The 21,211-nt window shown below is 40.1% G+C and carries 18 protein-coding genes; 4 read left to right on the plus strand and 14 right to left on the minus strand.

Annotated elements, in window-relative coordinates; translation table 11 throughout:
- Nucleotides 1-10: 10 nt before the first annotated feature.
- The 9 genes from OZX58_RS07440 to OZX58_RS07480 form a co-directional block, all read right to left on the minus strand.
- The gene (locus OZX58_RS07440; protein ID WP_277140863.1) at nt 11-1,795 is read right to left on the minus strand and encodes an SLAP domain-containing protein; all 1,785 of its coding nucleotides are present in this window, start codon (nt 1,793-1,795) and stop codon (nt 11-13) included.
- Between the two features lie 917 nt (nt 1,796-2,712).
- Nucleotides 2,713-2,988, minus strand: a complete 276-nt coding sequence (locus OZX58_RS07445; protein WP_277140864.1) for a DUF2922 domain-containing protein — start codon at nt 2,986-2,988, stop codon at nt 2,713-2,715.
- Between the two features lie 43 nt (nt 2,989-3,031).
- The gene (locus OZX58_RS07450) at nt 3,032-3,250 is read right to left on the minus strand and encodes a DUF1659 domain-containing protein (RefSeq protein WP_277140865.1); all 219 of its coding nucleotides are present in this window, start codon (nt 3,248-3,250) and stop codon (nt 3,032-3,034) included.
- Nucleotides 3,251-3,677: 427 nt separating this feature from the next.
- Entirely contained in the window at nt 3,678-4,538 is an 861-nt protein-coding gene (locus tag OZX58_RS07455; RefSeq protein WP_277130306.1) for a DNA/RNA non-specific endonuclease, read from the minus strand.
- 120 nt (nt 4,539-4,658) lie between these two features.
- Nucleotides 4,659-5,612: an exonuclease domain-containing protein gene (locus tag OZX58_RS07460; RefSeq protein WP_277140866.1), complete on the minus strand. Its 954-nt coding sequence runs from the start codon at nt 5,610-5,612 to the stop codon at nt 4,659-4,661.
- Between the two features lie 12 nt (nt 5,613-5,624).
- Complete coding sequence (locus OZX58_RS07465; RefSeq protein WP_277140868.1) at nt 5,625-6,440, minus strand: Sir2 family NAD-dependent protein deacetylase; 816 nt, start codon at nt 6,438-6,440, stop codon at nt 5,625-5,627.
- 11 nt (nt 6,441-6,451) lie between these two features.
- Nucleotides 6,452-7,087, minus strand: coding sequence for a DUF421 domain-containing protein (locus OZX58_RS07470; RefSeq protein ID WP_277130300.1), 636 nt, complete (start codon nt 7,085-7,087; stop codon nt 6,452-6,454).
- An 11-nt stretch (nt 7,088-7,098) separates the two neighbouring features.
- Complete coding sequence (locus OZX58_RS07475) at nt 7,099-7,548, minus strand: DUF3290 domain-containing protein (protein WP_277140869.1); 450 nt, start codon at nt 7,546-7,548, stop codon at nt 7,099-7,101.
- A gap of 99 nt (nt 7,549-7,647) precedes the next feature.
- Nucleotides 7,648-8,397, minus strand: coding sequence for a PAS domain-containing protein (locus OZX58_RS07480; protein ID WP_277140870.1), 750 nt, complete (start codon nt 8,395-8,397; stop codon nt 7,648-7,650).
- Nucleotides 8,398-8,565: 168 nt separating this feature from the next.
- Between OZX58_RS07480 and OZX58_RS07485 the strand changes: the two genes are divergently transcribed.
- Entirely contained in the window at nt 8,566-9,480 is a 915-nt protein-coding gene (locus tag OZX58_RS07485; RefSeq protein ID WP_277140871.1) for a prolyl aminopeptidase, read from the plus strand.
- A 48-nt stretch (nt 9,481-9,528) separates the two neighbouring features.
- On the opposite strand, the gene OZX58_RS07490 is transcribed toward OZX58_RS07485, so the two are convergent.
- Nucleotides 9,529-10,194, minus strand: coding sequence for a type 1 glutamine amidotransferase (locus tag OZX58_RS07490; RefSeq protein WP_277141779.1), 666 nt, complete (start codon nt 10,192-10,194; stop codon nt 9,529-9,531).
- A 184-nt stretch (nt 10,195-10,378) separates the two neighbouring features.
- Here OZX58_RS07490 and OZX58_RS07495 point away from each other — a divergent pair, with 184 nt between their 5' ends.
- The 3 genes from OZX58_RS07495 (at nt 10,379) to OZX58_RS07505 (ending at nt 14,038) form a co-directional block, all read left to right on the plus strand.
- Nucleotides 10,379-11,242: a hypothetical protein gene (locus OZX58_RS07495; protein WP_277140872.1), complete on the plus strand. Its 864-nt coding sequence runs from the start codon at nt 10,379-10,381 to the stop codon at nt 11,240-11,242.
- Between the two features lie 227 nt (nt 11,243-11,469).
- Nucleotides 11,470-11,892 carry a hypothetical protein gene (locus OZX58_RS07500; protein WP_277130290.1) on the plus strand — a complete coding sequence of 141 codons (423 nt, stop codon included), beginning with the start codon at nt 11,470-11,472 and terminating at the stop codon, nt 11,890-11,892.
- A 118-nt stretch (nt 11,893-12,010) separates the two neighbouring features.
- Nucleotides 12,011-14,038, plus strand: coding sequence for a KUP/HAK/KT family potassium transporter (locus OZX58_RS07505; protein ID WP_277140873.1), 2,028 nt, complete (start codon nt 12,011-12,013; stop codon nt 14,036-14,038).
- 532 nt (nt 14,039-14,570) lie between these two features.
- Here the strand turns inward: OZX58_RS07505 and OZX58_RS07510 are convergent.
- The 4 genes from OZX58_RS07510 to asnB all read right to left on the minus strand — a co-directional run bounded on the left by OZX58_RS07510 (nt 14,571) and on the right by asnB (nt 21,178).
- On the minus strand, nt 14,571-16,520 hold the full coding sequence (locus OZX58_RS07510) for a M13 family metallopeptidase (RefSeq protein WP_277140874.1): 1,950 nt from the start codon (nt 16,518-16,520) through the stop codon (nt 14,571-14,573).
- A 90-nt stretch (nt 16,521-16,610) separates the two neighbouring features.
- Nucleotides 16,611-17,831: an MFS transporter gene (locus OZX58_RS07515; RefSeq protein ID WP_277140875.1), complete on the minus strand. Its 1,221-nt coding sequence runs from the start codon at nt 17,829-17,831 to the stop codon at nt 16,611-16,613.
- 109 nt (nt 17,832-17,940) lie between these two features.
- A complete protein-coding gene (locus OZX58_RS07520) occupies nt 17,941-19,215 on the minus strand; it encodes a carboxylate--amine ligase (RefSeq protein WP_277140876.1) in 1,275 nt (424 codons plus the stop codon).
- Nucleotides 19,216-19,228: 13 nt separating this feature from the next.
- Nucleotides 19,229-21,178, minus strand: a complete 1,950-nt coding sequence (gene asnB, locus OZX58_RS07525; protein WP_277140877.1) for an asparagine synthase (glutamine-hydrolyzing) — start codon at nt 21,176-21,178, stop codon at nt 19,229-19,231.
- Nucleotides 21,179-21,211: the final 33 nt, after the last annotated feature.

Here is a 21,211-nt window from a genome sequence, read left to right on the forward strand (position 1 = left end):
AATATATCAATTATTTAACGATATCAGCGTTAACAACCTTGATGTATTGACCCTTAGCAATTCTGTAGTACTTTTGACCATTCTTGAAAGTGAATGAAGAACCGTAAACAGTTACAGTTGAACCTTTCAATAACTTCTTGTGGTTAGCACGTTTCTTGCTAGTCTTGTAGATGTATGAGTTGTGGTTCAAAGTTGCCTTGTAACCATCAACGTTACCAGCATCGATGTATTGACCATCACCAACTTGGTAAGCTTCAGTACCATCGTTAAGCTTAGTCTTGTCACCGTAAACAGTAGTGTTAGTGTATGAACCAATCTTCTTAGTACCTACACGCTTGTGATCCTTGTCGTAGATGTAAGCATTGTGCATAACAGTTACAGTAGATTGCTTTGCAGGCTTGAAAGTACCATCAACGTATTGTGCTTCAACATATTGGTTAGAATCAGCACTGTTAATACGCACATATTTCTTACCGTCAACAGTTACTTGTCCATAAGTTGCAACTTGTGAACCATTAGAAACAGTTGTTGTAGTCTTAGTTACAACATTTCCACTAATTGTATAAACTGGAATATCTGCATCAGATTGAACAGTCTTGTAATCAGCATTAGGATCACCAACAGTAAAGTTAAATACAACACTAGAAGTCAATCCATCAGCATTTGTTGCACTAACAGTTACAGGATATACACCAGCAACCTTAGTATTTACTTTACTAATATCAGCTTTCACTGATACAGTATTAGTTGTATGTCCATTTACTGTAGCTACAAAAGCACTCTCGATTTTCTTTTCATCAACAGTTCCGTTAACACCAGCTGAAGCAAAATCTTTCTTGTTTGCACTAGACAATTCAATAGTTTGATTTTGACCCATGTAACTCTTTTGGTTCAACCAAATAACTGGATATACTAATTTATCATCACCGTTACTTGAAACTTTCATATTAGCAGTTAAAGTAGCAGTTTTACCATTATCTGCAGTTACAGTAATAGGAACAACGAAATCAGTTGCTGGAATATCAAAAGTACCATCATCTTTAATTGTAATTCCATTAGTTGCTAATGCTGATTGAACTGCTGACTTAACTGCTGATTCATAAGCTGCTTTTGAGACAACAGTAGTACCTGTGGAAGCAATCTTAAAGTTGCTTACGATATAATCAGTAATACCTTTAACACTGTTACTTGCACCCTTTATAATAGGAACTTTAATAGATGAAATTTGTTTGTTATTTCCATCCAAAAAGTATGGAGCACCAGTTTTTGATGAATCTTGAACAGTAAAAGCTGAACTAACTACAGTTATAGGACGTGTAATACTTCCAAAGCCATCAGTTGTTCTGCTTTGATTATTTACAATTACAGTACCGTTTATAGTATCTAAGCCACCAAGTTGAACTTGTTGCAATGCAGCAACGTATGTTCCACCTTTTTCAAGCTTTTGAACAGGTACTGCATTATCTTTAATTGTACCATCAGCATTAAGATCTGAAGCATTATATACATTTGCTTTTTTGTCATTAGCAATAGCAATTTTACCAGCACTAGCAGTTAAGCTTGCCTTAACTGCTGAAGCTGGGCCTTCAGTTAAACTTGTAGCATTATCAATATTTAAAGTTACAAGTATGTTCTTAGCTGCAGTTGTAGCACTACCATTTCCATTTACAGAAACAGGTACACTACCATTTGAAGTAGTATCAGCTGAAACAGCAGTAACAGCACTAGTAGCAACTGGAGCAACAGCTAATAAAGCAGCTGCAGCAGCACTAACAATTCTATAATTTTTCTTCATGTGGTCTTCCTCCTTGTGTATATACAAAATCGTAATAGACTATAGGTTCAGTCGCATTGAGCCTACATTGTTACAACATTCTTCAAGTCAAAATCATAAGTTTATAACTCTTATGAGGTAGCTTATCTGGCTGAAGAACCCGCATGCGTACAGGTTTGCAAACCTGAAGCATAGCTATTACTTACCACGCTTCATATTGTACTAACCTTTTAGCTAAATTGCAAGGTGTTACGGTATTTTACACACTTTTGTAATAAACGTTTTCACTAACTTTTTAAAAGTATAATTTTGTCACAAGCAAACAAATCCCTATCTAGCAATGTATTTGCCATAATTTTTTCTTAAAGTTTACATGATAATTTTTTGATTTTGCATAAATTTTACAAAATAATAACAAAATGATTTGTAAATAACTTTTTATATAGAAACTTTAAAATCATTTTTAACAAAAAAATACCGCTCGTGTAGAACGGTATTTCAAAAGTGTGTTTGGATGATCGCGAAGTTAGTGTATAAGATAAACTGTTAGAGAAGGTTCTACTACTCAGACGTGATCATCCTTAAAAGTGCTAGAAAAGAAATTTGTGAGTAGCATAACCACGTATATTATAGCATTGTTTAATAAATAGCGCATACATTTTTGACCAATTGTTGGTATTGGTTTTTTAATTTAGAGGCTCTAACTACTGATATTACAGTATTTTCAAGCAAATGGTTTTCGTTAAATAATAGCCGAAAACGCCCGCAAAAGCAGCCAATAATCTAGTTAATATATACAAGAATATATTATATCAAATATCGCCTAAAACCTTTTCACCCAAATTTTCCACAAAAATAAAGAGGCAGTACACCCTTCACGAATGCTTGCCCCTTTAAAAAATTATCGCTTAAAAAACTCTCTAATTGTCCTAATTATGTTAGCCAACCTGACTAGGATTAGCAGGCTGTTCTGGCTTACTTGCAGCATCGTCAAACATATCAGTAACAGTCCGTTCAATGTATGCAGCAGATTGAGGAATCTTATACAGATCAACTCCATCCTTTTGGAAGGCATCAGCCTTGACGATTGTGTCCATTGCTGCCTTAACTGCAGCTGGCTCTAAGTTGCTTGCCGCATCAGGCAGAGATAAGCTAGTCCGCTTATTTGCACCATTTAAAAATGTTAATTGTAAAGTCTTTGTTGTCTTAGTCATTATTTTTACCCCTATTCTTTCTCAATAATCGCTTGATTTTATCCTAATCTGCCAATGGTACGAGTTGTTTTTGAATTAAAATCGCAGCACCGAGTTTGTCACCTTGCAATGCTGCCAAGGCCGTCCCAACATCTGCTAGTCCAGAAGCTGTTACTCCTTCTTTGACATTGTTAAAGATGCGGCTCTTAGCACCGTCGCCGTCAACGTATTTTTCATTCAAAAAAGTATATTGGATTGATTGATCTGATAATTCAAAGTTCATAATTGTTACCTTCCTTAGTAATTAATAATTGCGTTTGTGTAAGTGACCCGCGCGTCAGATGTCTTACACTATTACTAACGAATTGAAACCGCCAAGTGTAACATTTTTGTTGAAAGAATTTGGGTAACTGCAGATTAAGCCGCAAAAAATCTTACTTATACCAAAAGACTACTGCATTGCAGTAGCCCTTCAGTAGTATATTTATTGTTTTTTCTAGGCAGCCAATCTTTTGACTGCTGATAATAATTTGCCATCACGAATTTCTACAGCTTACACCTGCTCTCATCTTTTAGCGGCAAGACAATCATGATCTAGTTTCATTAATTGTATTGCCTAACTAATACACTATTATATATTGGCTAAAAAGTCAACTGATACTAAGGATTGTCGCAACAAAAAAGACTACTTACATAGTCCTCTTGTTAAATTATTCAGCTACCTGCATTTCATGATTAACCTTGGCGCGGCCATTAGCGTAATCGAAAATATAGTCAGGCTGCACATTAAACAGGTACACATTGAAGTCAAGACTGCCGTCAGTCGCAACGGCTTGTAAATTAATCCCGCGTGCCATCAGCTCATTATCACGAAAAATCGGCGTTGCCTGATAAATAACCTTCTTATTAGCCCGCAATGCTGCCCTAATCTTACTTTCAAAAATTGTCTGGATCTTCTGGTTGGAAAACGCGGTCTGCGTAAAGAGGTTCTTAGGATTATTCTGGTCTCCTGATTGATTATCTGGGTTGTAATTGCCCTCCTGGTCAATCCCAGCTGACACGGAATAGGCAATCATATGCCCGCGGTTATATAGTTGTGTCTGTCCGCGATGATTATAATGCCATGCCGTTGGCTCAACGAACTGACGCACACGTAAACTATCATTAGCCACGTTCCGTCTTTCTAAGAAGGCAGTATTGGAGCGTGATGTCCGGTTCAAACTGTCCAGATCAGAATAAATTACGCGGTTAATCTTCCATGCACCCTTAATCAAGGTCGAATGGTCATCATTCACCGTAATATATGCCTTACTGCCACTCTTAAAGTTCAATTGCGCCAACTTTTGGTAGTCTTTTTGCGCAAGACCGCCATAAACCTTGGATGCCGTCTGCGCCTTACCCACATCAGCAGTCTGCGGGTTCTTACCAGTTAATTGGTTAACCAAGTGATTGCCGCTGGAGTCGCTGCCGCCCTTAGTCGAGACACCCCACACGAGGGCAATCAAAATAATCACAACTGTCCAAAAGTTGCTGCTTTTCTTACTAGTTCGTTTACTTCGCCTGCGCGCCATGAAATTTGCTCCTTAATTAATATTCATTAAGTATAGTCAATCGAACTGTTGTTTGCAATCTTTGCAATAAAAAAGCACCCATAATCAATTATGGTGCGCTTTAACTATTGTGAAGTCGGTCTAGCCTCTAGCCCATTCATCAAGCAGGTTAAGGAAGAACCCTTCTGACCAGCGCTTAATTTTACTGCCTGATTGATTAAATTCCTGAGCCTGTTGCCAAACAGCATTATTTTTATCAAAGAAATCATGGTCGCCCATAATCAAGTAATCAGTATCAGGAGCAATTTGCACTTGCGCCTGACCGCCTAGATTATTAACCAGCTGCATTGCTTCATCACTGGCCATCCCCAAATTACCAGTAAAGACAATCTTCTTATGGTTAACCGGATTGTGCAGCCCTAATTGCCAAGATTCCAGTTCATCTGCCAGTAAGTCTAGATTTTTCACCTTGCTTTGAGCTTGCTTGAGCAGTTCAGGTGTAAAGTGCTCACGAAAATCATCGTAGACCTTTTTCGTATCGATTGAGTCTGCTAGACCGTGGTGCTGCTCTTCTTGGGCAATCCCGGCCCGCTGGATACAATCAATTAGCCGATTATGCTGGCGCGGATAATATGCTCGAGCCAGCCGCAGGACATCAACATAATCATTGTTTAATTCTGGCAGCTTGAATTTTTTCGTCAAATCATACAAGAAATTCAGGTCAAAGTTAACGTTATAGCCGGCAATCACATCATCCCCGATAAACTCGCGAAATTCAGTCATTGCCTGCTTCACAGGGACACCCTCATCAAGCAGCTGCTGCTCGGTAATCCCATTCAGCTTGGTAATGAATGCCGGCACCTTATTAGAACGCGGATAAAATACCAAGTTGCTGTACTGCGCGACAATTTCATTGTTGCGAACCTTCACGCCACCCAGTTCCGTCACATGATCGCGGTAAGGATTAAGGCCGGTAGTTTCAATATCCAGCATCGTGTAGTCAGACAAAAAATCCGGCAGCTCTTGCCCCTTGCCGCGCAACTTATCTTGGGCACCCGAAACATGCAGTACCCCATTTTTAACAAAAATACTCATACTAACTTCCCACTATTTCTGCACTAAGTCCGCAATTAAAGCTGCTGCACCATTACCGACTGCCGCACTGCGGTCTTGCAAATTATCCGGCAGCAGTTCTTCTTCTAGGTCTGCCGCCACATACGACCACTGCGGGAACTGCTGCACCAACTGAACAATCGGCTCAAGCAGCTGGGGACTTGTATCATCAACGCCCAGTTCCAAGAAGACCACGCGCTTATCTTCATTCCCCGTCAAAAACCAGCGAAAACGTGTATTAGCATCGGTATCTGGATAAAAGTGCTCGTTCAACGGCATCTGTAATTCCATTGGCTGACCGCAAACCTTACATTTAGGTACCAAATTTGCATCCGCCGCGTTTTTAGCTGCAAATTCTGCCACAACTGCGCGATCATCCTCTAAGCCATGATTAATACCGCTCGAGCACTGCATCTTGGTCCAATCACCAAAGGCATTAAAAATTCGGTTCTTGTTAAAGCCCGCCGTTTCAAAAAAGTGACCAAAAGTCGAAGTGGCAATGAAGTATTCTTTCTTGCCAATCAACTGCTTTAATTGTCGCATTGTCTTGCTCGGCTGATAAGATAGTGAATATTTCTGTACCAGCTGACTCCAAAAAAGCCACTGCTCCTGCCACGACGTTAATTTCTTGTCCAGAGCATCCCCAATCGTATGCACATCATACTTTTGCGCAATCGTTGGAAACTCTTGGTCAAACTTTTCTTGCGCTAAAATATCCAACCCTTCAATCTGCGCCATGCCATTACCAGCAGTCACAATAACTACTTCGGCATCCGCCAGCAGTTTTTTTGCCTTGTCTATATTATCCATAATTTCCTTTTCTAATTATCGTGATAACCCGTAAACGACAGCTTACCATGATTAAAATCAGCCAAAAAAACGTCGCTCACGTTCTGATAGCCAGCTTTGCGTGCTTCTTCTTTAAGCCAATCATTATCTTTATGAATTAATTCAAGCACATCTTGGTTAACTTGACCATCATTAATAATAGGGAAGCGAATATTTGTTTCATCTTTTTGAATAACGGTTAACTGCCCATTCTTTTCAAAAATACAGTTCTTAACGTTTTCAACCGAATAGATCCCCTGACTACGCAGCTTAAACATTAACTCATTAGCCGAAATTCCCGCCATTAAGCAGTTGCGCACCAGCACCTTACCTTCTTTAATCACCTGAATTGGCTTGCCGTCAATCACATTGCGCACCCAATTATTGTGCTCACGAGCGAACTTAAGGATGAAAACAACTAACGTCCACACAATCAATACCAGCAAAAACTGCAGAACAGAAATATTAGCATTGTAAATCACGCCGCCGATAATGCCACCAAGGACGTAATTCTGCAGTTGGTCAAGCGCGGTTGTCGGTGCCAAGTTGCTTTTACCAAAAACATTAATCTGAAAAATCAGGGTTAACACACCAAGGGCAAATTTAATAAAAAGTTGCAAATAATCCATGATTAAGCCTCCTAATTCTTCACATTAACATCATGATTGATAACGTGAGCTTTATTCAATGTATAACTGTTATTATCTTCATTTAAATTAAGCTGATAATCTGTGTCTTTAGAGTCGACACGCACAATGATCCCGTTCTGCAAGGTTGTTGAATTAACCAATACATCTGATGTCGCTACGCCCTGGTCGCGCGCAACTGACTTGATAAACGGCACAATCTGAACTGACTGCGACTTAACCAGTGTTGTTTCAACGTATTTTTCGTACTGTGTTCCGACAAATAATAGTAAGAACAGCAGCGCGATAATTCCTAAATCGCGATAGCGTGTATCAAATCGGTGCCGCAAATACAGGATTGCAAATACAATCATCGTTAACGCGGCCGCCGCAATTAAGACGTAAAGAATAGTTTTACTCGTACTTTGATTTTGCTCAATATATTTAAGTGTATAAAAAGTCATTACATTGCCACCTTTTGCTTTAACAAACTCAAATTACAATCTATGCTTTTAGTATAACAAAAAGCGGTCAACTATTAGTTGGCCACTACTCAGCAATTTTTAATTTTCAGAAGCACCACTAGCTGTATCAGCTGCAGGTTCTGGTTTTTCAGCTTGTTCTTGTGCAGCTTCTGCCTTAGTAGAGGCACCAGTTGCGGCATCAGGATTAGAATTGCGTCTATAAGTTGCTCCTGTCGTCGCGTCCTCATCAACTACCAGCTTCTGACCAGTAGTTTCACAGAAGTACTTAACTAACGGGTACAAGTCCTGAACCCATTCATAAATACCGGCGTAATTGCCTTCATCATCAACTACCCGCTTATAATAGTGCAGCACTAGTTCCTTCAAGTTGCCGGTAGGAACTGGCATATAAACGTCATCATGACCAGCTTGTCTTGTGCGCAAAGCATGAACAACCTTCTTGGTTTCCTGAATTACATCACCAACATGTGGGTGGACATCATTCATCGTGTTGCCGACTTGTTCAGGAACCCGCTTAGCCTTCATCTTGGCAATCGGGTCAACTGGCCGGTTGTACCACAAGAATTGGTTATTCTCATCAACAAACGATAACTCACCAATCGTGTCGCGCAGCATCCAGTTAATTTGATTAACCGTTAACAAGCCACTGTCGAGCTTAACGTAATCATCGCCTTCAGCCGCGTGAACCTTCTCTGCAGCTTGGTCTAACCAGTCTGGGTCTTCTTTATTAATTCCACTAACTGTATAGCGGCCCTTGCCCTTAGCATCAAAGTCTTCTTGCATGTATTCATCGGGGTTCATATTCTTTAACCATTGCGGTTCTGCCATTTTTATTCTCCTTGTTCAATTAATCACGTAATAACAATACAATTATATTATAAAAGCGCTTTATTTGCACTGGCATTTAAAAAAATATTTTTTGCCGCGTTTGTAATTTTTCTTTCATATAGTTATGAGCTAAAATATAGTGTAACTACTAGCACAAAAGGAGATACTATGAAAACTGGTACTAAAATTATTACTTTAGACAACGGTTACCACTTATGGACCAACACCCAAGGCCACGGCGATATTCACCTCTTGGCTTTGCACGGCGGCCCCGGCGGCAACCACGAATATTGGGAAGATACTGCTGAACAATTGAAGAAGCAGGGCTTAGACGTACAAGTAACCATGTACGATCAACTTGGCTCACTTTATTCTGACCAACCTGATTATTCTGACCCTGAAATTGCTAAGAAGTATCTGACTTACGAATACTTTTTGGATGAAGTTGACGAAGTCCGGGTTAAACTAGGCTTAGACAACGTTTATTTAATCGGACAAAGCTGGGGCGGCTTATTGGTTCAAGAATACGCCGTTAAGTATGGTCAACACTTGAAGGGGGCCATCATTTCTTCAATGGTTGACGAAATTGACGAATACGTTGCTTCAGTCAACCGCCGCCGGCAAGAAGTCCTTCCGCAAACCGAAATTGACTTCATGCACCAATGTGAAGAAAACAACGATTACGACAATGACCGTTACCAAGCCGACGTTAATATTTTGAACATTAACTTTGTCGACCGTAAACAGCCATCTAAGCTCTACCACTTGAAAGACATTGGTGGCACTGCCGTTTACAATGCCTTCCAAGGCGACAACGAATTCGTAATTACTGGTAAGTTGAAGGATTGGCACTTCAGAGATCAACTCAAGAACATCAAGGTGCCAACACTGCTCACTTTTGGCGAGAACGAAACAATGCCGATTGCCACTGCTAAAACGATGCAGAAGGAAATTCCTAACTCACGCCTTGTTACTACCCCAGACGGCGGTCACCACCACATGGTTGACAACCCTGCCGTTTACTACAAGCACCTAGCTGACTTCATCAAACAAGTTGAAGCTGGTACCTTCAAGGGTGAATAAATAAAAAACGCAGCCCGATTATGAGTTGCGTTTTTTATTTACCCTGAATTAATTAGTAATGTAGTCCAGTAAGTCAAACATGACTTGTTTATTTTCAGCGGGGACTACTTGACCCAAAATATCGTCTGCCGTTTGCCCTAGAACTGACCCCCTAATATAGGGGAAATCATTAGTAACCATTTCGCGAACGTTATTGGCTTTGGGTTCAAAGTGAAATTGCAGGCCAATGACGCGGTGACCGATGACGAAGCCCTGATTTCGGTGGTATTTGGTTGAGAACAACAACTGACTGCCTTCTGGCAACTCAAACATTTCTTCATGCCAATGCAAGGCAAGCAGTTCAGCTGGTACATTAGGAATTACCGTTGTTTCCAAATGTACTGGTTCCCAACCGACTTCTTTAACTGCAGCCTTTTTAATCGTGGCACCCAATGTCTTGGCAATCTGCTGGGCACCGAAACAAGCACCGAAGATTGGCTTATCTTGAGCCAACAATTCTTTAATTAAAGCCCGTTCCTGCTTAATCCACAGCAGGTCATCATTTGGACTCATTGGTCCGCCCAAAATAACTAACATATCAGTCTGCTCGGCAGTTGGTAAATACCCAAACTGATACGGATGATACGTATAAACTTCGTGCCCACGGCTCTCAGCCCAATCAACGATTGAGCCCGGTCCTTCGTTAGGGGTATGTTGTAAGATATTAACGCGCATATTGCGGCCTTCTTTCCAGATGTCTTCTTGGCAAATATTTATCTCAATCATACATTACTATTGCCCTGTTTTGTATTTAAATATGCTGGTGATTATTTTTTATTTAAGAAAGCACCAAAAGTAGTCAAATATGCTCTAAGCAATTATAATTAGGGATAAGTTAATAAGGAGGATATTTCCTATTATGAAGAAAACTACGATTTGGACAATTGTGGCAGTTGCGATTATTGCACTTGGCGGGGGCGTCATTTATGGCACCCAAAAGTCCAGCAGCAATCAGGTTAACGCCGCATACACTGAAGCAATTGATAATGGTAAGAACGCAGTAATGGACAAGGATTATGTCCGTGCCAGCAGCGACTTTGCCAAAGCCGGCAAAATCAAAAAGACGGCACTAGCTACGGCATACAAAAACCAAGCTGATGGGATGCTCTCGGCAATTGACGCGGCTAAAGATGGCGAATATACCGATGCCTTAAGCACAGTTAACAACGTTATTAATGAAGATCATGGCTATTCCCTGTTAATTAAACAAGGCCAAAAACTGCAATCAACGCTGAAAGATGTCAAGGATAACTACGAACATGAATTGAAGCCGCTCTTTGACCAAGCCAAAAAGGCCGAGCAGGATAAGCAGTACCAGGAAGCTGTTGACCACTACCAAAAGATCCTTAACCTGCCTTACATTGACGGCAAATACTATGCTAAATATAAGGACAAGGCACAAAAAGGTATTGCTAATAACAAAGATGCCGCTAAAGACAATCACAGCACTGTAACTACTGATAAAAATTCAACCAATAATTCTGCTGCTGGTGACACTGGTAATGCTGGCAAAACCGGCGAAGGTGCAATGGGTGACCACAAGGTTAACGGCAAAACTGTCGGCGCCAGCCAAATCACGCAGCTGCGTAAACAACTCAAAAGTCTTGGCTTTGACCCAATGTCATGGAGTCCGCAAGACTTGATTGACATGTATCGAAGCACAGGTCACAGTGATCCCAGCCAAATTACAAAAGAAGATGTACAAAAATACTTGAAGCCATAGTACTTTAAGATAATGTACCTTAACTCGTCCGCCTAAGAGCAGGGCGAGTTTTATCTTTTAAAGTTCAATTTAACCAAGTAAAAACATGATATAATTAGATAGATATCATCGAATACAAAACTACTATATTTAACATGGATTACCGCAATAGTTGCTTTTACCGCTTAAACTCGGTAAAATGACTATTGACTTTCACGTGTCCTATTTTTATTAAAGGAGTGTCCGCATTGACTGAACAAGAAAATAACACTAAAGATACTGAACAAGAAAATGATGAACTTAAAGTTGTCATGCCAGATGCCAATTGGTCTACTATGACACAAGAAGAATTTGCTGAGCAGCCTGACTACTTGCAAGTCTTCACTGACTTCTACATTTCTCAATTCAATCAACGTGATTTGGAAATTATGGATCGTTACGATACAAATGCAAACATGGTTGATATCAACCACTATTTGCTTGATAATATCCATTTTTCACGGAAAGAATTAATCAGACACGCTTTGCAATATCATGCAAATAACTTCCAAAACCTGATTGACGAAATCGCCAAACAAGACGAAGTTGACCCAAGTAACATGACAACTTATACTGATTGGGATAATTGGTATGAAGATTGCCGCAATAAAATCGAAAATTCTTTGTCATAATTTACTTGTACTACAGCTAAAAAAAGAACACAATAGATACTTAACGAGAATGCCTTTTTGGACATTCTTTTTTACTTAAAAACAAATACTATTTTAGTCTATGGGAGTACAGATAACTATGGATCAAAAAAAGAAGCGAATTTCAGCCGCTGGGCTGTTAATTACAATTGGGATTGTTTACGGTGATATTGGGACTAGTCCCCTTTACGTAATGAAATCAATCCTAAATGGTAATGGCGGTATAGCTAATGTTAATCGCGAATTAATTTTAGGTTCAATCTCGTTGATTTTCTGGACGGTTACTTTACTAACAACTGTCAAATATGTAATGGTCGCGCTCAACGCAACTAACCGCGGCGAAGGTGGGATCTTCGCCCTTTATGCACTGGTACGTAAGCGTGCCAAGTGGCTGGTTGTTCCAGCCTTAGTCGGTGGTGCAGCGCTTTTGGCTGACGGAACACTGACGCCAGCTGTAACGGTTACCACCTCAATCGAGGGGTTAAAAAACATGAAGTTTGGCTCGAGCATCCCCGTCCCTAGCCAAACAATGGTTATTATTATTACCATCGTGATTTTGCTGCTGCTATTCTCTATTCAAATGCTGGGTACCAGCAGTATCGGTAAGGCTTTTGGTCCTATCATGCTTGTCTGGTTCACCTTCTTAGGTGCAATCGGCATTCTCAACATGGCACATGACTGGTCAATTTTAGAGGCACTTAATCCATATTGGGCAATCAAAATTCTGTTTAGTCCGGCTAACAAAGTCGGGATCTTTATCTTAGGATCAATCTTTTTGGCAACTACTGGGGCTGAAGCGTTGTATTCAGATGTTGGTCATGTTGGTAAGGGCAATATTCGTGGTTCTTGGCCTTACGTTTTCATTTGTTTAGCACTCAACTATCTTGGTCAAGGTGTTTGGATTTTACAAAATCCTAATTATCAAACTCACGGCACCGAATTAAATCCTTTCTTTGAAGCTGTTCCAGGTAATTTGCGATTATTTGCCATTATCTTGGCAACTATCGCCGCTATCATTGCCTCACAAGCCTTGATTACTGGTTCCTTTACCTTAGTTTCTGAAGCCAGCGGATTAAAATTCCTGCCGCGCATGAACATTAATTATCCAACTACTGAGCACGGACAGATTTATATCCCATCAGTAAACAAGATGCTCTGTGTAGCCACAATCGCCATCGTTATTTTCTTCCAAACATCTGAACATATGGAAGCAGCCTATGGTCTGTCAATCACAGTAACAATGCTAATGACCACGCTTCTATTATTCGAATATTTGGGTAACAAAAAGACACCGCTGGTCTTGCGACTAAGCTTCTTATTAGTATTCGGCTTTATCGAGAGTATGTTCTTGATTTCCAGTTTGACCAAGTTCATGCGTGGTGGTTACGTAACTGTCTTAATTGCCGGTTTCATCGGCATTATCATGTTCATCTGGTACTTCGGCAACAAGGTACGCGACAAGCACGAAGGCGCCAATACTTATGTACGTCTTGACGAATTTACTGATATGTTAACCGACCTAAGTCATGACGATGACTTCCCTGTCTACGCCACCAACTTAGTTTACATGGCTAAGGTTAAGTACAATAAGTTCATTAAACGAGAAATTTTGTATTCAATTTTGGACAAACGGCCTAAACGAGCACACGCTTATTGGTTTGTGTCAGTTAACATTACCAACGAACCATTCACTGCCAAGTATGCCGTCAACACTTATGACACAAAGAACGTGATTAACGTTCAATTGTTCCTCGGCTTCAAAAAGCAGACTAGCGTTAACGTCTACTTGCGGCAAATTGTCCACGACCTAATTAAGGACGGGACAATCGAAGCTCAACCACAGGAATACACCACAATGCCTGGACGTGAAGTTGGCGACTTCTCCTTCGTTATCGTTAACGATGTCGTTAGTCCATTAACGAAGCTTAAGGGCTTTGACAAGTGGATTGTTCAAGCACGGGTTTGGCTGCAGAACCTATCATCCAACCCCGCAACTTGGTTTGGCCTTGAATACACAGACACAGTTGTCGAACGTGTCCCACTGATTTTAGGCAAGCCTGAACGTAATTTACACATCAAGCGGGTAGCAACACGCGACTATTCTAATTTAAAGAACGAAGAAAATTAAAATTTTAAACACACAAAAAGTGCAGTAGCTTAATTGCTACTGCACTTTTTTATATGGCTTTTTATTTTGACTGCTAAAGCATTATTAAATATTGCTATTTTGTAGTAAAATACTACCAAGTTTAAAAAGAATATACTAAAAGTAGGCTAATCAGTGAAAAACGTAAAAAGAATTATTTTAGATATTTTTAAATCGCTATCATTTTGGGCGCTATTTCCGGTGCTTTATTTTCTAGTTACCTGTATTAAATCTAAAATGTATCTGTCAATGTGTTTAGCATTGTTAATGCTCATAATCGATGTATCCCAATTTATAAAAGATTTAGCTGGAATATTAAAAAAAGACATACTGTAGAAAGGTAACATGGACCCCCGAAATTAGGACAATCTAATTTTTGGAGCCATTATGACTAATTATCTAAAAAAATAAAATTAAACGTTCTTTTTTAGTTATTTACTCGGTCAATTTTGAATACACAAAAGCCGTCAATCATATCATGAATGACAGCTTTTTATAAGTGTTTAATATTAAATTACCAAATATGAACTCGCTTGTCTGGATCAAGCCACATACCATCAGTTGGCTTCACGTCAAAGACCTTATAGAAGTCGTCTTGACATTGAATTTGAACATTTGCTCGCTCAGGACCAGGTGCGTGAACATCAACAGCCGTTTGCGATTTAATTGATTCAGTCAATTGTTTGTTGGCCCAAATTCGAGCAAAGTTTTCAAACAATTTCTTCAAATCGTCGCCTTCATTTTTAGCAGCTTCAACTGCAGCTGTCAAACCACCCTGATCGGCAATATTTTCAGAAACAATCTGCTTACCGTTCAACTTAACTGGACCGTATTCAATCCCGTCAAAGATGTCAATTTCAGCTTGTGTCCGCTTCTTAAATTCGGCGTAATCTTCATCTGTCCACCAGTTAGTCATATTACCTAACTCGTCGAATTGCGCACCATTATTGTCAAAGGCATGAGAAACTTCGTGGGCAATTACTGTACCAATACCACCAAAGTTAGTTGCGCGATCTTGCTTCAAATCATAAAATGGTGCCTGTAAAATGGCTGCTGGGAAAGTTAAGTCGTTTCTTTGTGGATCATAACAAGCATTAACCAAGTTCCCTGGCATTGCCCAAACTGTCCGATCAACTTCCTTATGCAATTGTTCAATATTATACTTTTGTTCTTCAACAGCAAAAGCACGTCCATTTGAATAAAGACTGCCGCCTTGACTGGCTGGGACAACTTGCAAACGATTGTAAATTTCTTCAATCTTGTCTGGATAGCCAATCTTTAATTCCAAAGCATCCAGCTTAACAACTGCCTTCTTCTTAGTTGCTTCTGAGAGCCAGCTATTATTTTGCAGACGTTCTTCATAAACAGCCAGCATCCGGCGAATCATATCTTCAACATCTTTTTTGGCATCAGCACCAAAGTAAGTCTGACCATAGTAAACACCAATAACTTCACTAAAAGCACTGTTGGCAATATGATAAGCCTGCTTTTCACCTGATTGCAGTTGTGGTTGGCCTGATAAAGCTTGACTAAACGGAAAGGCAGCTTCACGGAATTCTTGTGACAAGTCTGAAGCAGCATCGTTGATGAAGTTAACAATCATCCAACCCTTGATCTCATCAAAGTTGGACTTGTTGATGATTTCGTTAACGTGGTCAAGATAGCGTGGCTCCTCAACAATAATGCGGTCAGGTTCTTCACCAATAACTTCCTTTAAGTAGTACCCAATCTTAAAGTCATCGAATTTAGCTTCAAAGTCTGCAATCTTCATTGGGTTGTAGCAAGCTGGGTAATCAGCCCATTCTTCAGCTGACTTAACTACTTTGGCTAACTTAGCGTCAAACTTAATTGCATCTGCAGCGTATTTCTCAGCTTCAGCAGTTTCAACTCCTGCCATCTCTAGCAACTTAACAGATTGCTTACGCAAAGTTTCTAGTAACTCTGCCGCATCAGCAGTTTCATAAGTAGTTGTGTCCGGCAAAAAGGTTCCAGGACCAGCAAAATTGAGCACATTAATCTTGGTGTTCTTCATGTCTGGTTCAACACTTAAACTAAACGGAATTGACGCAAAAGTAGCTAAGTCCGGAGCGTTTAAATTATAATCAGAAAAATCTCTGATGCCTTCTAATAACTCTAAGTCCGACTTAATTGGTGCAGCACCATCTTCATTACGCTTGGTAAAGTCCTTAGCCAATTTATATAATTCGACAGCCTTATCCATATTAGGCACATCAGGAATAGCCTTTTTACCAGCAGCAAAATCCGCAAAGTCAGCCATCAAATGCTTTTCAACATTAACATCAATGCCATCAAATGATGCCATTCGTGAACGATCAGATGGAATTTCAGTTTTTTCTAACCATTCTGAGTTAACGGCAAGGTACATATTATCCTGTGGTCTAGTGCCTACTTTAGGCTCAATAACATCGCCGCTGCCGCCGCGAACTGCAATATATTTTTTCATTCAAAAATCCTCCCTGATATTAAATTAAAATAAGTTAAATTAATAATATCATTTTAATTAAATAACTATTGTTAAAAAATATTTACAAAATTACTTGTACAGTGTCAGATGCTTCCGCAATTTAGCATGCAATGGGATTAGCAGAATAATCATCAAGAAAATCCCCACAGCTGCAATGATAAAGAACGGAATATAACCGGAACGGTCAATCACTAGACCGCCAAATAATGGTCCAAATGCCTGCCCAATTCCACGAGCCACATTAATTGCCCCCTGATACTTTCCTTTGCTGGATAATGGCGACAAGTCATTAATGTAAGCTGGCACAGCTGGAAAGGCCGTGGCTTCACCGAAGGTCAAAATGAGCATTGAGAGCGCAAAATGCGCAAAATCCCGAGCAAAGATTAAGGTCACAAAGGAAATGGCAAACATCAATGTGCCAAAAATAATCTGGTGGAACAAGTTTTTAAATAAATGTGGATAACGTGCCAAAACCACTTGGATAATCACAATTACCGCACCATTCAATGTCCAGAGCAAACTGTACATGTGGAATGGAATCCCAAGCGAAACCATGTAAACGGACAGGTTGGATTCCCAATTCATATACATTAACCAGGTAACAGCTAATGAGATTAAGAAACCAATGGTGAGCATCATATTATGCTTCGGCATTGCTTGTGACTTCGGCTTCTCGCCAGTCGCCACTGTTTTTGCCTGCCGCTGTTTATGAAAATTAATAATCGGTCGATAATTAATCGCGGCGTTAATTGCGGCAATCGCAAATAACGCTGCAGCCAAAATAAACAGGAATTCAATTGAGAAGTCATACAGGTAACCAACTAAGAGTGTACCCGTGACTGTCCCCACATTTTGAGCAAAATAAATTAAATTAAAAACATAACGTCCCGGATACTTACGCAGGCTAGTCGCAATGGAATTAATCATCGTGCCATTCCAGCCACTAGTTAGCCCAGTTAACGTTAACCAAATCCAGTAAGCAGGCCACCCATGGAAAAAGGCCATCAAAAATAAGATCGTCGCGTCAAGCGATAATCCCACTACAATTAGCGGATACGGATTATAGCGGTCATAAAAGCGGCCCGCCACAATTGACCCGAGCACATTACCTGCACAATTGCAAAATAATACAACCCCAATCATTGAGAGGCTGATATGTAATTGCTTATTTAAATAGACAGAGGTCAGCGGCCAAACAAAGCTCGACCCAATCCACGTGGCCAATTCACCCAGCAGCAGCCAACGCAATTTAACTTCTGTTTCATTATTAGATCCATGTGTAAGTTTCATTTATTCAGTCCTTCCTATTTAAGTTCCAATTACCAGTGTAGCAAGAAGTATCAAAAAAGAACACCCCCATGCAATGAGGTGTTCCAAAAAAGTTTATTTATAATAATTTTTATTTTTGTGGTTTTTTCTCAAAGAATTGACCCTTGTTTACCTGATAAAACTTCTTATACCGGTCATAATAGTTATGGAACATGTACTTCATTAACAGCCAGCGCTTAAGATTACGGTCCTTATCATAAAAGACAGTGGTGCCGTAGCGGCCCTCATGAATTAATTCCTCAGCAGCCTTCTTAGCTTCATTATCAGCAGCATATTCCTTGAAAATTTTCACTGGAACTCCCAGCCACAGAACGTGCTTGGATTTTAACTTATTACCATAAACAGTTGGCTGTTCCTTCAAGCTGTCATAAACGTAATCATCAACGTACCACTTAGCTAAGTTATAACCGTTTAAGGTAACATAAAAGCTAGAGCGGCCCTGACGCAAGTTAATTTCAAAGAACTTATACTGGCCATCGCGACTATCATACTTAATATCAAAGTTGGCCATCCCTGTATAATTGATCTTTTCTAAGAAAGTCTCAACTTGCTCATATAACTTTTCATTATATTCCGGCAGAATCGCCATGTAATTACCAATTGATTGCGGCGTTGGATCTTCCAGCAGTGGGTGACCCATACACATCATCTTAATATGATGGTCTTTATCAACATAAGCATTCAACACCCGCATGTTAGAATCATCACCAGGAATGAAGTCCTGCAAAATCAGGTCAGCCTGGTAGCCGTTGCCGTAGATTTTACCAACAATATCTTTTAATTCAGCTTCATCATGAATTGTGAAGGCTTTTTTGCGGCCTTCAAAGTGAACATCAAGCCAAGAAACAGGATCCTCTGGCTTTAATTCAACAGGATAGTTGAATGGCAGGTTTAAATAATCCTCAGCCTGAAAGTCAGCCATCGTAACAATCTTAGTCTTAGGGTACGGCAAGCCATATTCTTCCGCAATTTGGTAGAAGCCTTCCTTAGAAATCAGCTTTTCAAGCAGATCATAGTCAATATAAGGAACGACAAACACGTCTTGCAATTCATCCTTGTGCTTAGCTAATAATTCAGCGTAGCCATCCCCACAAGCAATCAAAATTACTGGTTCCTGATGATCCTTGTAAAGCTTCATCTGCTCACGCATAACTGTCATAAAGGTTGGATCTTCACTAAAGCCGTGATGCAATTCAACTTCGACTATCTTAGAATAACGCGTTGCCGCAAGCTGACTATCAGCTAGAGCCTTAACTTTAATACCATAAGCTTGATTAAACGAGCGCGCCATGCCATAGACATTAATGTCGCTACCCAATAAAATTGGCGTAAAATCTTGATTCATTATCTTGCTCCTATTAAACCAGCTTGCCTTGTTCGATCAAGCTAGCTACTTCCGGCTGAACGTGTTGATACTTAGCAACCGTGCCCTCATAATCAACAAAGAATAACTTGTACCAAACAAGGAAGGTATAAATTGTCCAAATTTGCCGACGGTGAGAACCATCGCCATTGAAGTTTTCATCGAGTAATTGCAAAATCTTGTCTTGTTCAAAAATATCACTGACAAAATCTTCACTGAACATGTCCCGAACTTGCTTGTCAAAGCGCGGTTCCTGCAGCCATTCCTTGATTGGCGTTGGGAAGCCTAATTTTGGCCGTTTAGCCCATTCATCTGGCAAAACTCGCTCTGAAGCCTTACGTAAAGCGTACTTAGTATCATGCTTATTAACCAAATATTCAGTTGGAATTGAGTTTGCTCGTTCAGCAATCTTGCGGTCAAGGTACGGTACCCGCAATTCTAGAGAGTGCGCCATTGAAATCTTGTCCGCTTTTTGCTCAATATCATTTAGCATAAAGTGGTGCAGGTCAATGTACTGCATCTGCCGGACGTTATCAAGATCCTTAACCTTCTTAAAGTCGGATTGGTAGATACTGTTAACCGTCAACTTGTTGCGGTATGACGGCTTCAAAATACCGTTAGCATCCTCAGAAGTGAAAATCGTTGGGTAATCCATATCGTAAATCACAGATTGACCAACGTAAAACTCGCTTGGTTCAGCTAGGTTAGTGTACAAATGCACCTTACCTGGGAAGTTAGGCATCTTCTTAATCTTATGTGCCAACTTAACTTTTGTCTTTTTCGGCAATTTAGTTAATTGTGACGTAAAGACCTTAATTACATTGTTATGCGTGTGCATGCCGTAATTGACATAGCCAGCAAATAACTCGTCAGCACCTTCACCTGATAGAGCAACTGTGACATGCTTACGCGCCATCTTGCACAAGTACCAGAGCGGAATAATTGATGGGTTCGCATCCGGCTCATCCATGTGGTACTGCATCTCAGGAAAGTCATGCATCGCTTCATCCGACTTTACTTTGTCAGAGAAGAACTTCCAACCCTTAATATCAGCTAAAGCCTTAGCCTTTGAGGCTTCATCATAAGTTGCATCGTCAAATGAAATTGAGAAAACATCATCAGGATCTAAGATACTGGTGATATAACTAGAATCGACACCTTCTGACAAGAAAGCACCAACCGGAACATCAGCAATGCGGTACAAATCAACCGTTTCTTTTAGGTCATCATCAATCTTTTTAACGGTTTCTTCAAAGCTCAAATTGTTAGCCTTGTATTCGGCATCCCAATATTGGTGCATTTTCATCTTGCCGTCTTGATATTCAAACCAATGACCAGCTGGGAAGCGGTGAATGCCCTTAAAGAATGTTTCATTAAGGTCATTGTATTGGTTCATTAAGTATGGCTTAACTGCTTCCGTGTTCAACCGGCGCTTAAACCCTGGGAAAGCCAAGAAACTCTTGAGCTCTGAACCGATAAGCAAATGACCATTTTCATCACTATAATATAACGGCTTAATTCCAAAGAAATCACGGGCACCATACAAAGTTTGGGTATTATCATCCCAAATAGCGAAGGCAAACATTCCGAGCACGCGCTTGAGCAAGCCATCCATGCCCCATTCTTCAAAACCGTGCAACAAGACTTCTGTATCAGTTTCAGTAGTAAAAGTATGCCCAGCGGCAACTAATTCTTCTCTTAATGGTTGAAAATTGTAAATTTCACCGTTAAAAATAATTGCTCGGGTATTATCTTCGTTAAAGATTGGTTGGCTACCACCGCGCAAATCAATAATTGATAATCTTCTAAAGCCCAACGCTACCTTATCATTGGTATACATCCCATCAGAATCTGGGCCTCTGTGTTTAATCGTTGCCATCATTTTACCAATGGCTTTTTGTTTGTCATTTATTTCTGGATCATAAAATGCGACAATTCCGCACATAGTTTATCTTCCCTTAATTAGTTTTATTAATCT

The sequence above is a fragment of the Lactobacillus sp. ESL0680 genome (assembly GCF_029392855.1).
In the GTDB taxonomy this organism is placed as follows: Bacteria; Bacillota; Bacilli; order Lactobacillales; family Lactobacillaceae; genus Lactobacillus.